The organism is Streptomyces sp. NPDC104761, from assembly GCF_055583445.1.
In genome coordinates, this window is record NZ_JBVJNZ010000002.1 from 431,602 (window position 1) to 444,700 (window position 13,099).

At 73.2% G+C, this 13,099-nt stretch carries 12 protein-coding genes; 4 read left to right on the forward strand and 8 right to left on the reverse strand.

Annotation, left to right across the window (positions count from 1 at the left end; translation table 11 throughout):
- Positions 1 to 42 precede the first annotated feature (42 nt).
- The 3 genes from ACZ63F_RS08460 to ACZ63F_RS08470 form a co-directional block, all read right to left on the reverse strand.
- Positions 43 to 1,092, reverse strand: a complete 1,050-nt coding sequence (locus ACZ63F_RS08460) for a Zn-dependent alcohol dehydrogenase (RefSeq protein WP_469709739.1) — start codon at positions 1,090 to 1,092, stop codon at positions 43 to 45.
- Entirely contained in the window at positions 1,092 to 2,231 is a 1,140-nt protein-coding gene (locus ACZ63F_RS08465) for an acyl-CoA dehydrogenase family protein (protein ID WP_469709954.1), read from the reverse strand. Before ACZ63F_RS08465 ends, ACZ63F_RS08460 begins: the two co-directional genes overlap by 1 nt.
- Positions 2,232 to 2,647: 416 nt before the next feature.
- Entirely contained in the window at positions 2,648 to 3,562 is a 915-nt protein-coding gene (locus ACZ63F_RS08470; RefSeq protein ID WP_469709740.1) for an SDR family NAD(P)-dependent oxidoreductase, read from the reverse strand.
- Between the two features lie 86 nt (positions 3,563 to 3,648).
- On the opposite strand from ACZ63F_RS08470, the gene ACZ63F_RS08475 reads away from it, so the two are divergent.
- Complete coding sequence (locus ACZ63F_RS08475; protein ID WP_469709741.1) at positions 3,649 to 4,584, forward strand: cyclase family protein; 936 nt, start codon at positions 3,649 to 3,651, stop codon at positions 4,582 to 4,584.
- A gap of 317 nt (positions 4,585 to 4,901) precedes the next feature.
- On the opposite strand, the gene ACZ63F_RS08480 is transcribed toward ACZ63F_RS08475, so the two are convergent.
- The 3 genes from ACZ63F_RS08480 to ACZ63F_RS08490 form a co-directional block, all read right to left on the reverse strand.
- Positions 4,902 to 5,378 (reverse strand): ATP-binding protein, encoded by a 477-nt coding sequence (locus ACZ63F_RS08480; protein WP_469709955.1) that lies wholly within the window; start codon positions 5,376 to 5,378, stop codon positions 4,902 to 4,904.
- A gap of 552 nt (positions 5,379 to 5,930) precedes the next feature.
- Positions 5,931 to 6,803 carry an acyl-CoA dehydrogenase family protein gene (locus tag ACZ63F_RS08485; protein ID WP_469709742.1) on the reverse strand — a complete coding sequence of 291 codons (873 nt, stop codon included), beginning with the start codon at positions 6,801 to 6,803 and terminating at the stop codon, positions 5,931 to 5,933.
- A 6-nt stretch (positions 6,804 to 6,809) separates the two neighbouring features.
- On the reverse strand, positions 6,810 to 7,940 hold the full coding sequence (locus tag ACZ63F_RS08490; RefSeq protein ID WP_469709743.1) for an acyl-CoA dehydrogenase family protein: 1,131 nt from the start codon (positions 7,938 to 7,940) through the stop codon (positions 6,810 to 6,812).
- 135 nt (positions 7,941 to 8,075) lie between these two features.
- On the opposite strand from ACZ63F_RS08490, the gene ACZ63F_RS08495 reads away from it, so the two are divergent.
- Positions 8,076 to 9,656 (forward strand): class I adenylate-forming enzyme family protein, encoded by a 1,581-nt coding sequence (locus tag ACZ63F_RS08495; protein ID WP_469709744.1) that lies wholly within the window; start codon positions 8,076 to 8,078, stop codon positions 9,654 to 9,656.
- Here ACZ63F_RS08495 and ACZ63F_RS08500 read toward each other — a convergent pair.
- Together ACZ63F_RS08500 and ACZ63F_RS08505 are read right to left on the reverse strand one after the other, a co-directional pair.
- Entirely contained in the window at positions 9,640 to 10,152 is a 513-nt protein-coding gene (locus tag ACZ63F_RS08500) for an EF-hand domain-containing protein (RefSeq protein WP_469709745.1), read from the reverse strand. The two genes, ACZ63F_RS08495 and ACZ63F_RS08500, sit on opposite strands and share 17 nt — an antisense overlap.
- A gap of 166 nt (positions 10,153 to 10,318) precedes the next feature.
- Positions 10,319 to 10,693, reverse strand: coding sequence for an STAS domain-containing protein (locus ACZ63F_RS08505; RefSeq protein ID WP_469709746.1), 375 nt, complete (start codon positions 10,691 to 10,693; stop codon positions 10,319 to 10,321).
- Between the two features lie 359 nt (positions 10,694 to 11,052).
- On the opposite strand from ACZ63F_RS08505, the gene ACZ63F_RS08510 reads away from it, so the two are divergent.
- Entirely contained in the window at positions 11,053 to 11,634 is a 582-nt protein-coding gene (locus ACZ63F_RS08510; RefSeq protein WP_352356103.1) for an RNA polymerase sigma factor, read from the forward strand.
- Positions 11,631 to 12,911: a maleylpyruvate isomerase mycothiol-dependent enzyme family protein gene (locus ACZ63F_RS08515; RefSeq protein ID WP_469709747.1), complete on the forward strand. Its 1,281-nt coding sequence runs from the start codon at positions 11,631 to 11,633 to the stop codon at positions 12,909 to 12,911. The genes ACZ63F_RS08510 and ACZ63F_RS08515 overlap by 4 nt, the downstream gene beginning before the upstream one ends.
- The last annotated feature ends 188 nt before the right edge of the window (positions 12,912 to 13,099 follow it).

Consider the following 13,099-nt stretch of genomic DNA (forward strand, 5'->3'; position numbering starts at 1 on the left):
TGCCTCGGTGACGTCCTGCGTGTTCTTCGGTGAACCGCCCGCTCAGAAGGTGAGCACCCCCCGGGCCACCCGCCCCGCCTCGGCGTCGGCGCGGGCCTTCTCGAAGTCCTCCACCGGGTACGTCTCGGTCACCAACTCGTCGAGCAACAGGCTGCCCTGGCGGTACAGACCGGCGTAGCGGGCGATGTCGTGCTGCGGCCGTGAGGAGCCGTACCGGCAGCCCAGGATGGACTTGTCGAGGAACATGGAGGCGACCGCGAAGGACGCCTCGGCGGTGGGGGCGGGCATGCCGAGGAGGACGGCCTGGCCGTGCCGGTCGAGGAGGTCGATGGCCTGCCGGACCAGTTCGACGCGGCCGACGCACTCGAAGGCGTGGTCCACCCCGGTCGGCAGCAGGTCCTTCACACCGTCCGTCGAGGTCAGGAAGTCGGTCGCGCCGAACTGCCGGGCCGCCTCCTCCTTCGCCGGGTTGGCGTCCACGGCCACGATCCGCAGCGCGCCCGCGATCCGCGCGCCCTGGATGACGTTGAGGCCGATCCCGCCGGTGCCGATGACCAGTACGGTGTCGCCGCGGTCGACACGGGCGCGGTTCAGGACGGCGCCCACCCCGGTCAGCACCCCGCACCCGATGAGGGCGGCCGACGTCAGCGGGATGTCCTTCGGGATCCGTACCGCCTGCACGGCCTTGACGACCGTGCGTTCCGCGAAGGCCGAGTTGCATGCGAACTGGTACACGGCCCGGCCGCCGCGCAGGAACGGCTGCTGCGGGCGCCCTATGGCCCTGCGGCACATGGTGGGCCGCCCCCGGTCGCAGTCGGCGCAGGCACCGCAGTTGGCGAGCGTGGACAGGGCCACATGGTCCCCCGGCGCCACATGGCTGACGCCCACACCGACCGCCTCCACCACGCCCGCCCCCTCATGCCCGAGCACCACGGGAACGGGGAAGGGTATGGTCCCGTCCACCACGGACAGATCGCTGTGGCACAGCCCAGCCGCGGACACCGCGACCAGCACCTCACCCGCCCCCGGCTCCCGCACGTCCAGATCGTCGACGACCTGCACCTGTTTCCCGTCGAACACGACTCCGCGCATCACGACTCGACCCCCTTCGGTTCCCTCGGCAGGCCGAGCACCCGCTCGGCGATGATCGTGCGCTGCACCTGGTCCGAGCCGCCGTAGATGGTGTCGGCCCGGGCGAAGAGGAACAGGTGCTGGGCGGCGTCCAGTTCGTACGGCGCGGCGGCGGACCAGCCGGCCGGGCCGACGCTCGCGGCGGCGCCCCGCACCAGCACGGCGAGCTCACCGAGCCGCTGGTGCCAGCCGGCCCACAGCAGCTTGGCCACGCTGGGCGCGCCGGGCTCGGCGGCCGAGTTCCCCAGCGTCCGCAGGGCGTTCCACCGCATCACCCGCAACTCGGCCCACAGCCGCACCAGCCGCTCCCGTACGACGGGATCGTCGGCGGCCCCGCTCCGCACGGCGTCCCGCACCACCCGCCCCAGTTCCTCCGCGAACCCGATCTGCTGGGCGAGCGTGGACACCCCGCGCTCGAACCCGAGCAGGCTCATCGCGACCCGCCACCCGTTGCCCGCACCGCCGACGACGTGCTCCACGCGCGCGTGCGCGCCGTCGAAGAAGACCTCGTTGAAGTCGCTGGTGCCGGTCAGCTGCCGGATCGGGCGGACCTCGATGCGGCCCGGCTGGTCCATGGGCACGAGCAGGAAGCTCAGCCCGTGATGGCGCCGCGAGCCCGCCTCGGTGCGCGCCAGCACGAAACACCAGTCGGCCTCGTGGGCGAGCGAGGTCCAGATCTTCTGCCCGGTGATGCGGTACCCGCCCGCCTCCCGTACCGCCACCGTGCGTACACCGGCCAGGTCGGACCCCGCGCCGGGCTCGCTGTACCCCTGGCACCACAGCTCCTGCCCGGCGGCGACCGCCGGCAGGAACCGCGCCTTCTGTTCACTGCTGCCGTGTGCGATGAGCGTCGGAGCGAGCAGGTTCTCCCCGATGTGCCCGGAGCGGGGCGGCGCGGCCGACCGCGCGTACTCCTCGGCCCAGGCGACCTGCTGGGTGAGCGTCGCGGTCCGGTTCCCGTACCCGCCCTCCGCCCACCCGATCCCGATCCAGCCGTCGGCCCCGAGGGTGCGCTCCCAACTGCGCCGGTCCACAGCTGCGTTGGCATGCGCATCGAGCCAGGCCCGGACTTCGGTGCGAAACACCTCGTCCTCCGGCATGACGCCGAACTCCACGGTGACCTCCAGAGATGCGTCGGGGTTGGGGCCGTACGAGAACCGCCGGACACCACCGTCGCGGCTGATCGCCGTCGCGGCGGAGAAAGGAGAGGGACCGGCAGGGGGCCGGAAAGAGCAGGGACCAGGGAAGGAGGGAGGCAGGGGCCCGAGCTTCTGAACCCCGCCGGGCACAACCACCCAGGGACGCGCCGAACCACACGACCAACCACCACGACGCCACACCCGCACCCGAACACACACCACGCACCCCTTCAGGGGCGCGGGGAACTGCGCGAACAACCACGTCGGCGCCGCACCCGAACACGCACCACGCACCACGCACCCCCTCAGGGGCGCGGGGAACTGCGCGAACAACCACGTCGGCGCCGCACCCGCGCATGGTCCGCACCCCCTGCCCCCTAGGCGTTCGGCCGGCTCCCCGTGCGTGCGGCCGCTTCCATCGCCGCCAGTCGCGCCAGCATCGGCATCGGATCCGTCCCCACGCTCCCCGGCAGCGCCTGCGCGATCCGTTGCGGCGTCCAGGAACCACCGTCGGCGTACGCGGCGCGCAGCTCCCTCGGCTGGGCCCAGACCGCGATCTTCGGTCCGGCCACCGTGTAGACCTGCCCGGTGATCCCCGCGTCCCGCGCCGCGTCCGACAGCAGGTAGACCACGAACGCGGCGACGTCCTCCGGCTCGCCGATCTCGGTCAGTTCCGTCGGCACGCCCGCCGACATCCGGGTCCTGGCCACCGGCGCCACCGCGTTCGCGGTCACCCCGTACTTGTGCAGGCCGAGCGCCGCGCTCCGGACCAGGGAGATGATCCCGCCCTTGGCCGCGCTGTAGTTGGCCTGCGAGACCGACCCCTGGTGGTTGCCGCTGGTGAAGCCGACCAGCGTGCCGGCGCGCTGGGCGCGCATCACCGCCGACGCCGCCCGGAACACCGTGAACGTGCCCTTCAGATGAGTGGCGACCACCGGGTCCCACTCCTCCTCGGCCATGTTGAACAGCATCCGCTCCCGCAGGATCCCCGCCACGCACACGACCCCGTCGAGCCGGCCGTACGAGGCCAGCGCGACGTCCACGACCCGCTGGCCGCCCGCCATCGTGGAGATGTCGTCGGCGACCGCGACCGCCTCCCCGCCCGCCGCCTCGATCTCCTTGACGACGGCCTCGGCGACCTCGCTGGTGGGCGAGGCGCCGTCGACCGCGACGCCGTAGTCGTTGACGACGACCTTCGCCCCCTCGGCCGCCGCCGCCAGCGCCACCGCCCGTCCGATACCGCGCCCCGCACCCGTCACGGCGACGACCTTGCCTGCCAAGAAGTTCCCCACGCCCGGCCCCTTCCCGCGGTTTCTGACGGACCGTTAGATTTTATGACCCGTCAGATGTGCGGACACAAGGCCTGGGGAGGACCCAGATGTCACTGCCGGCGCTTCATCCCGCGTTCCACGACATCGCCAAGCGCGTCAACAACTGGGGCCGCTGGGGGGCCGACGACGAGATCGGCACGCTGAACCTGATCACCGACGAGGTGGTGCGGGAGGCCGCGGCGACCGTCCGGAGCGGGCGGCGCGTGCCACTCGCCCTTCCGCTCCGGGAGGACGGGGTGCAGACCGGGATGATCCCCGGGCGGGTCAACCCGCTGCACGCCATGGTGCAGATCAACCAGGAGCTCTTCGGCCCGGGGACGGTCGCGTGCAGCGACGACGCCGTGACCATGGGGCTGCAGGCCGGCACCCACTGGGACGCGCTCCCCCACGTCTCGCACTCGGGGAGGCTCTACAACGGCCGCCCGGCGGGCACGGTGACCGCGCACGGGGGTGCCGAGTTCTGCGGGATCGACAAGGCGCGGCACGTCGTCTCGCGCGGGGTGCTGCTCGACGTGGCACGCGCGCGTGGGGTGGACCGGCTGGCGGGCGGGCACGCGGTCACCCCGGAGGATCTCGACGCGGCCGAGGAACTCGCGGGGACGCGCGTCCGGGGCGGCGACATCGTCCTCGTACGGACCGGGCAGGTGCAGGTCTACCTCGCCGGGGACAAGCACGGGTACGGCTACCCGTCACCGGGTCTCTCGGTGCACACCCCGGAGTGGTTCCACGCGCGCGACGTGGCCGCCGTCGCGAACGACACCCTCACGTTCGAGATCTTCCCGCCCGAGATCGAGGACCTGTGGCTGCCCGTGCACGCCCTGGACCTGGTGGAGATGGGGATGCTGCAGGGGCAGAACTGGAACCTCGAAGAGTTGTCCACAGCCTGTGGAGAAACCGGCCGGTACGCGTTCCTGCTGTCGGCGATGCCCGAGCCGTTCGTCGGGGCGACGGGCACCCCGGTCGCCCCCGTGGCCGTCCTGTGAACGGCGCCCCACGGGAAGCCGGTGTCACGCCCGAGGGGGCGTGACACCGGCCCTCCCCCATTCCCCCCACATCCGGACGGCTGCGCGCACCGGCCCGCCCCGAGCCCGGTCCCGCGCGCCGCCGTCCGGCTCGACCCACACTCGACGAGGGCGTCCGTCAGCCAGACCCTCGCCGTCCCCTCGCGGCGAATCGCAGACCTCAAGCGTGAGCACACGGTCACAAGGCGTCAACACCCGCACGGGGTTTTACGACGTATGCCCCGGTTCACCATGGGCGCGCACGGATGCAAACCCCGGCGCATGACCGCACACCGGGATCACACCGCCTCGAAGGCCAGCCCTTCGTACGAGGCCAGCCCGCCCCCGTACGCCACCGCAGCGCCCTGCCTGGTCTCGGAGCAGCGGTCGAGTTCGCACCAGATGCGCTTGCCGGCACCTTCGGGGCTCCAGCCCCAGCGGTCGGCGAGCCCGTCGACGAGGGCGAGGCCCCGGCCGCCGGTCGCGTCGCCGTCGGCGCACCGCGGCACGGGCGCGCGGTCGCTGGCGTCGGCGACCTCCAGCCGTACGGTGGCCGACGCGTCGGCACCGCCGCGGTCCGCGCCCGGCAGCGAGAGCCGCAGCACGGCCGGACAGCCGGTGTGCACCACGGCGTTGGTGACCAGCTCCGAGACGAGCAGGATCAGCGTCTCGGCAAGCGGCTCGTCCGCCGCTATACCGGACCCGGCGAGGCGCGAGCGAGCCCACCTTCTGGCCCGTCCCACCTCCGTGGGGTCGGGCCGGATCTCCAGCTGCACTTGAAGCACCTGCACCGCTCACACCATCCGAACCGGCGGACACATGAACCCGCGCCGAGCCAGGGCCGCGACGAGGGTCGCGACCACGAGGACGGCGAGGGCCACGATCGTAGCCATTTTCTGCATGGCCAGAACAACGGCCAGAGCAAGGCTCACGGAACGTGATTCCCTTACGAGACAGCATGGTTGACGTACAGTCACCCCAACAAGCGCTTCGGGCATATTCCAGCGCGAAGGAGTACGCCTGCGGCATACTGTGCGACGCTCGCGGCGGGGAGTCGAACAAGCGGGGGCACAAGCCCTTACCGCCCTGCGAGCGGCGGTACGCACCCCGAGCGGCGGGGCCGCTTCGACGGCACCGCCGGCATGGCTCGTCCTCGGAACCACTCGCATCCCACAGAAGGTACCCGAGGGGGCAGCCGACTCCAGGCCGTGACGAGTCACGCGTTGGACACAACCTGGTATCACGCTCAGTGATACCGGTATGCCACAATCCGCGACATCCGGGCCACCCGGACCCACGATTCCGCAGGCCAGAGCCGCTTCGAACGCTCAGCCGAGCAGCTCCGCGGCGAGCATTTCCTCACGCTCCGCATTCACTCCACCACGCTGCGCCCGTACCCATGTCCGTTTCAGATGCAGATGCACCTCCGACTCCCACGTGAAGCCCATCCCGCCGTGCACCTGGAGGCAGTCCCGGGCGCCGCGCACCGCGGCCTCGTCGGCGAGCAGCCGGGCCGCCGCGATGTCCACGGGGTCGGCGGTGACGGCGGCGGCGTAGACGGCCGCCCGCGCGGTCTCGGCGCGCACCAGCATGTCGGCGCACAGGTGCTTGACCGCCTGGAACGCCCCGACGGGCCGGCCGAACTGCACGCGTGTGCGGGCGTGTTGCACGGCCAGCTCGCACGCGCGCGTGGCCGTGCCGAGCTGCTCGGCGGCGGTGAGCAGTACGGCGACCGGATCGGCCGGTCCCGGGACCGGCCCCGATACCCGGTGCAGGGGCGTCAACGGGTCCGCCGAGCGCACCGGTACGGCCCCCGACGCGTCCCCGGTCACCGCGTCCGCCTCGGCCAGCCACTCCACCAGGCCGCCGTCCACGCGGGCCACCACGGCCTCCCCGGTGGCCGCGCCGGGCACGTCGGCGGCCGCGAGATGGGTGGCCACCAGCGGCCCCGGCAGCAGCGCCCGCCCCGCCTCCTCGAACACCAACACGGCTTCCGGCAGCCCGAGTCCGACCCCACCGTCGGCCTCCGGCAGCCGCAGCGCGAAGAACCCGGCGGCCCCCAGCTCCCGCCACAGGCCCCGGTCGAGACGCGCCGGCCCGCCGGCCGCCGCCCGCAGCGCCGCACCGTCGAACCGGCGCCCGAGCAGCTCCCGCATGCCCTCCCGCACCGCCTCCTGGTCGCGGGTCAGTCGAAAGCGCACGTCCGCTCACCGCCCCTTCGGCAGCCCGAGGATCCGCTCGGCCACGATGTTCCGCTGGATCTGCGAGGTCCCGGCCGCGATGGTGTACGAGAGCGAGGAGAGCCGGTCGAGGACCCACGGCCGGTCCAGGTCGAGCGCGTCGGGCCCGAGCACGTCGGCGGCCGCGTCGTACAGCTCCTGGCGGGCGTGCGAGTAGCGCAGCTTGAAGACCGAGCCCCCGACGCCCGGCACGCCCCTGCCCTCCGCCTCGCTGACGTTCCACTGGGTGAGCCGCCACAGCGCCCGGAACTCGGCGTGCAGGCGGCCGAGGCGGCGGCGCAGCTCCGGGTCGTCCCAGCTGCCGTTCGCGTGCGCGGCGCGCGCGAGGTCGCCGAGGACCCGGCGGCAGGAGACGACCTCGCCGACGAAGGCGGTGCCGCGCTCGAAGGAGAGGGTCACCATGGTCACCCGCCAGCCGTCGTTCTCGGCGCCGACCCGGTTGGCCACGGGCACCCGTACCTCGTCGAGGAACACCTCGGCGAACTCGTCGGACCCGGCGAGCGTGCGCAGCGGCCGTACTGTGACGCCCGGTACGTCCATGGGCATGGCCAGCCAGGTGATGCCCCGGTGCCGGGGCGCCTTCGGGTCCGTGCGCACCAGCAGCTCGCACCAGTCGGCGACCTCCGCGTGCGAGGTCCAGATCTTGGACCCGCTCACCACGTAGTCGTCGCCGTCGCGCCACGCGCGCGTGCGCAGCGCGGCCAGGTCCGAGCCGGCGTCCGGTTCGCTGAAGCCCTGGCACCACACCTCGTCGCCGCGCAGGATCGGCGCCAGCCAGCGGGCCCGCTGCGCCTCGGTGCCCTCGGCCGCGATGGTGGGGCCCGCGTGCAGCAGGCCGACGAAGTTGGCGCCCACGTAGGGCGCGCCGGCCCGCTCGGTCTCCTCGAGGAAGATCAGCCGCATGGTGGGCGACGCGTCCCAGTGGACGTCGGCGTACCCGGCGTCGTACAGCGTGCGCTGCCAGCCGAGGTCGTAGGCGCGGCGGCCCGGCCAGTCCTCCGGTCCCGGCTTCGGCGGCAGACCGGGCAGCACCTTGGCGAGCCACTCCCGCAGCCGCGCCCGGAAGTCCTCCTCCTCGGGCGTGTAGGACAGGTCCACCGGCAGACACCCCCACGGAACTGATGGAGCTGATGGCTCGTCAGGTCTCCGCAGGCTAGCCCCGCACCCCTGGACCGGCAAGGTGCCAGGACCTACGATCTGACGACTCGTCAGTTCCGCTGTCAGGGGGACTCCATGGACGCCACCGCACACGAACTGAGCGCCTCCCGCACCCTCTGGGACCTGGTCGCCCGCCGCGCCGAACTCACCCCGGACCGGCCGGTGTTCCTCCAGGGCGACCGCACCCTGTCCTTCGGCGGGCTGCGCGCACGCGCCGAACGCGTCGCGGCCGGCCTCCACGGCATGGGCGTGCGCCCCGGGACCGTGGTCGCGTGGCAGTTGCCGACCCGGATCGAGACGGCCGTGCTGTCCTTCGCACTGGCCCGGCTCGGCGCCGTGCAGTCCCCCGTCATCCCCTTCTACCGGCATCGCGAGGTCGGCTTCGCGCTGCGCGAGTCCAGGGCCGAGTTCTTCGCCGTACCGGGCGTGTGGCGCGGCTTCGACCACACGGAGCTGGCGCGGCGGCTGGGCGCGAAGGGGATCTTCGAGGCGTACGACGAGCTGCCGGACGGCGACCCGGACGTGCTGCCCGCCCCGCCCGCCGAGGGCACCTCCGTCCGGTGGATCTACTGGACCTCGGGAACCACCTCGGACCCCAAGGGCGTTCTCCACACGGACCGGTCACTCATCGCGGGCGGTTCGTGTCTCGCGCACGCGCTGCGGCTCACGGCGGACGACGTGGGCTCGATGGCGTTCCCGTACGCGCACATCGCCGGCCCCGACTACACGGTGATGCTGCTGTTGTACGGCTTCCCCGCGGTGATGTTCGAGCAGTTCGCGCTGCCGGACGCGCTGCCGGAGTACCGCAGGCACGGGGTCACGGTGGCCGGCGGGTCGACGGCCTTCTACTCGATGTTCCTGGCGGAGCAGCGCAAGCGGCCCGGGGTGCCGGTGATCCCCTCGCTGCGGCTGCTGGCCGGCGGCGGGGCGCCCAAGCCGCCGGAGGTGTACCACGCGGTGGTGCGCGAGATGGGGGTGCAGCTGACGCACGGGTACGGCATGACCGAGGTGCCGATGATCACGATGGGGGCGCCGGACGACACCGCGGAGAACCTGGCGACGACCGAGGGGAGGCCGCCGGAGGGCATGGAGATCCGGATCGCGGAGGGCGGCGAGGTGCGGCTGCGCGGGGAGGCGGTGTGCCAGGGGTACCTGGACCCGGCACAGTCCGCCGCGGCCTTCGACGAGGAGGGCTTCCTGCGCACCGGCGACCTGGGCCGGGTGACCGCGACCGGCCATCTCGTCCTCACCGGACGGCTCAAGGACGTGATCATCCGCAAGGGCGAGAACATCTCCGCGAAGGAGATCGAGGACCTGCTCGCCGCGCACCCTGCGGTGGCCGACGCGGCGGTGGTCGGACTGCCGGACGCGGAGCGCGGGGAGCTGGTCTGCGCGGTGGTCGAGCAGCCGCCGGGGGCGGCCGCGTTGACGCTCCCGGCGGTGGTGTCGTACCTGCGGGCGGCGGGGCTGTCGGTGCACAAGCTGCCCGAGCGGCTGGAGGTGGTGGACGCCCTGCCGCGCAACGAGACCCTGCGCAAGGTGCTCAAGTACAAGCTGCGCGAGCGCTTCTCCGAGGCTTCGACTCCGGCCCCGACTCCGGCCCCGGCCCCGGCTCCCGCCTCCGGGAGCTCCGGGAGCCCTACTCCGGGATCGTGAAGTAGCGGGCGAACGCCGGGACGATCTCGGCCTCCGCCACGTTGCCGTCGCCGTCGGTGTCGAGGCCCGACGCGATCGCCTGTGCGAGCTCGGGCGCGACGCCGAGGACGCGCAGCACGCGCGCGGTGTCGGCGACGGTCGCCGTGCCGGTGCCCGCGGGGTCCGCGAGGGCGAGGGCCGCGTGCAGGAAGGGGCGGGCGATCTCGCCGAACCGCTCGGGGTTGTCGTGCAGCCGCTTGACGGCGCCGCTCACGAACTCCTGGCGGGTGATGCGCTGGTCGCCGTCCCGGTCCGCCATCCCGGCCATGCCCTGCCAGAAGGCCTCCGCGCCCGCGTACAGGGCCTGGCCCTTGTCGGAGCGGGCGGGCGCGCCGAACTCGGCGAGCAGTGCCTTGGCCGCCGAGTTGAAGTCCTCGCGGTCGATCCAGCCGTTGCCGTCCTGGTCGAAGGTTGCGAACCGGGCGGCGATCCGTCGCTCGTACTCGGTGCTGACCATGTGTGTTCGGGCCGCCTTACGTGACGTGGGGGTTCATCTCGCATCGGAGCGTACGACGCGGCGGCGGCAGGAGAGCGGGAAAACGACGGTTGTGCCAAGACCGGGGGAATTCCGCGACAACAACGTGGCACTGTCGTGATCGTCGGATATGGGCGTGCGCGGCTCGCTAGGCGGACAGCGGGTCCTCCTCGTCGGTGGTCGCGCTGTCGATGTCGGCGTAGACGTCGAAGAGCCGCCGTACGCCGAGGGCGCCGAGGACCCGGTTGACGTGAGAACCGTCACTGGCGCCCTGGGCGGGCAGTATCAGCCGCAGCCGGCCCCGGCAGGAGCGGATCAGACGGCGGACGGCGATGAGGACGCCGACCCCGCTGGAGTCGCAGAAGAAGACGTCCGACAGGTCGAGGACCAGGCTGTGGTGCCCCTCGGCCACCACGTCGTGCACCCGCTGGCGCAGCGCCGGCGAGGTCACCAGGTCCAGTTCGCCCGACACCTCGAGCACGGCCCACTCGCCCTGTTCGTCGCCGGTCACCTTGAAAGCCACGGCTCAGCCCTCCGCTCGCCGGATCTCCGGAACCGCCCGGAAACGGAGCGTGTTCCTACGCTTCTTCTCGCGCGGCTGCCCAGCGGCCGTTCCCCGAAACCCCGAACGGCAAACGAGCATCGAACAGGAAGGGGCTTGTTTCGGTCATGGTCAGTCCTGTTCGATCAGGAACGGAAGGTTTGACCGGAGACGAGGGTGAGAGCCGAGAGGTACCGGGAGCGCACCGGGAACGCCCACTACCACCCGCGGCCCGCCAGGGGGCGCGCATTGCCACAAAGGGGCGTGCGTCCTCCGACGTGCCGACTACATTCGAGGTGACGGTGCAGACACGCTGGACACGGACACGGGGAGGGGGCCGTATGGCGAAGAAGGACGCACCGCCCCGCTGGGACCGCAAGATGCAGCAGCGGCTCGCCCGCGGCGAGGCGGCCGCCCTCGGTGAGCTGTACGACCGCTTCGCCTCGCTCGTGCACGGTCTCGCGCACCGCGTCCTCGGGGACGAACGGGCCGCCGACGGCATAACCCGCGAGGTCTTCGCCCAGGTCTGGGAGCACCCCGACGCCTACGACCCCCGGCAGGGACCGCTGCGCTCCTGGCTCGCCGCGCTGGCCCACCGGCTCGCCGTGCAGCGCCTGCGCGCCACCGAGACCGCCGCGCTCGCCCCCGGCGACAGCGGCTCCCCGGAGGCCGCCGAGGAGCTGGAGCACAAGGTGCGGCGGGCGTCGGTCGCGGCCCGCGCCGACTACATCGTGCACTCCATGCCGGCCCCGCTGCGCGCCGCCCTGGAGCTCGCCTACTTCCAGCGCCGCGACTACCGGCAGACCGCGGTGGACCTCGGCGTCACCGAGGACGAGGCCCGCCGCCGGCTGCGCCTCGGCCTGCAACTGCTGTCCACCGCGCACGACGCCGGGACGCCTCCCGGGTACGGAGGTGGCCGGTGACCGGCGCCGAGTTCTCCGGGGCGCACGACGGCACCGGCTCCGGGGACGGTGACGTGCCCCGGGACGGCGGCGGCGCCGTCGGCCGGCCGCCGCGCATACCGCTGCCCCGGGCCTCCGTCGAGGACGGCGGGCAGCCGCTGCCCGGGCCGGCCGGCCCGCCGCCCGTACCGCTGGAGCTGTCGCACGACGTCCTGAAGTCGCTGCTCGGGGCGTGGGCGCTGGCCGCGTGCTCGGCGGCGGAGTCCCTCACCGTCGAGGCCCACCTCGGGGACTGCGGGGCCTGTGCGGACGAGGCGCGGCGGCTGCGCGAGGCGGTCGGCCTGCTGCACCAGCCGGAGAGCCTGGACCTCGACCCCGGCCTGCGCACCCGGGTCCTGGAGGCCTGCCTGGACCGCCGTCCGGCCAGGATCCCGATCCCCGACTGGGCGGCGCCCTACGACGCGGAGGCCGCCCGCCTGGACGCCCTGCTCCAGGACATCGGCGACGCGGAGTGGCACACACCGGTGCGGCTGCGCTGGTTCGACGGCGCGGCGGCCGCGACCCGCCGCACGACGGTCGCCGGGGTGATCGCCCATCTGCTGACCGTCGACGGGCTGGTGGCGACCGCGCTCGGCCTCGAGGACCCGCTCGGCGAGGCCCGCGCGCAGGGTCCGGCCGCCCGCACCGAGGCGTTCTGGCAGGCCTCGCACTTCCCGCCGACGCGTGCGGTGCGGGTGCCCTGGCGGGAGCAGAGCCACCGGCTGGTGCAGACCGTCTCCTTCACCGGCGGCGGCGCCGGACGCCTCGGGGTGTCGTACGGCGACTTCGAACTGCCCCTGCACGACGCGATGCTGGACCGCGCCTTCGAGTGCTGGGTGCACGCGGAGGACATCGCGGAGGCCGTGGACTATCCCTACGGGCCGCCGTCTCCCAGACACCTGCACCGGATGATCGACCTCGCGGCCCGGATGCTGCCCGCTGCGCTGGCCGAGCGCCGGCGGGCGGGGCTGGCGTCGCCGGGCCAGACGCCCCACCTGGTCCCTGCGGGACGGCCCGGCCGCAGCCTGCGGCTGGAGATCGAGGGCAACGGCGGCGGCGAGTGGCTGATCCCGCTGGACTCGCCGGGGGCGGTGGGCTCACCGGAGTTCGAGGTGGCCCACGTGGCCCTCGACGACGTGGAGTTCTGCCGGCTGGCCGCGGGCCATGTGCCGCCGGAGGACGCCGCCGCGGGGCAGTTGGGGGACCGGGCCGCGATCAGGGACGTGCTGTTCGCCGCCGCGAGCCTGAGCCGGATGTAGGGGGTTCGCCCACGGGGCGGGGTGGTTTGCGTCGTACGGCGACTGCGGGTGGTTCGTGGCTGATCGCGCAGTTCCCCGCGCCCCTGAAAAGAAGGGAGCTGCAGTCCACCCTTTCTTTTGGGGGCGCGGGGAACTGCGCGAACGGCCCCCACGCGTCCGCAGTCGCCGTACGACGGAACCACCCCGCC

Bases quoted from the DNA above. Each gene is read 5' to 3' on its own strand.
- ACZ63F_RS08475 (WP_469709741.1), top strand. From the start codon at position 3,649: ATGTCACTGCCGGCGCTTCATCCCGCGTTCCACGACATCGCCAAGCGC.
- ACZ63F_RS08510 (WP_352356103.1), top strand. From the start codon at position 11,053: ATGGCGAAGAAGGACGCACCGCCCCGCTGGGACCGCAAGATGCAGCAG.
- ACZ63F_RS08500 (WP_469709745.1), bottom strand. From the start codon at position 10,152: ATGGTCAGCACCGAGTACGAGCGACGGATCGCCGCCCGGTTCGCAACC.
- ACZ63F_RS08495 (WP_469709744.1), top strand. From the start codon at position 8,076: ATGGACGCCACCGCACACGAACTGAGCGCCTCCCGCACCCTCTGGGAC.
- ACZ63F_RS08460 (WP_469709739.1), bottom strand. From the start codon at position 1,092: ATGCGCGGAGTCGTGTTCGACGGGAAACAGGTGCAGGTCGTCGACGAT.
- ACZ63F_RS08465 (WP_469709954.1), bottom strand. From the start codon at position 2,231: ATGCCGGAGGACGAGGTGTTTCGCACCGAAGTCCGGGCCTGGCTCGAT.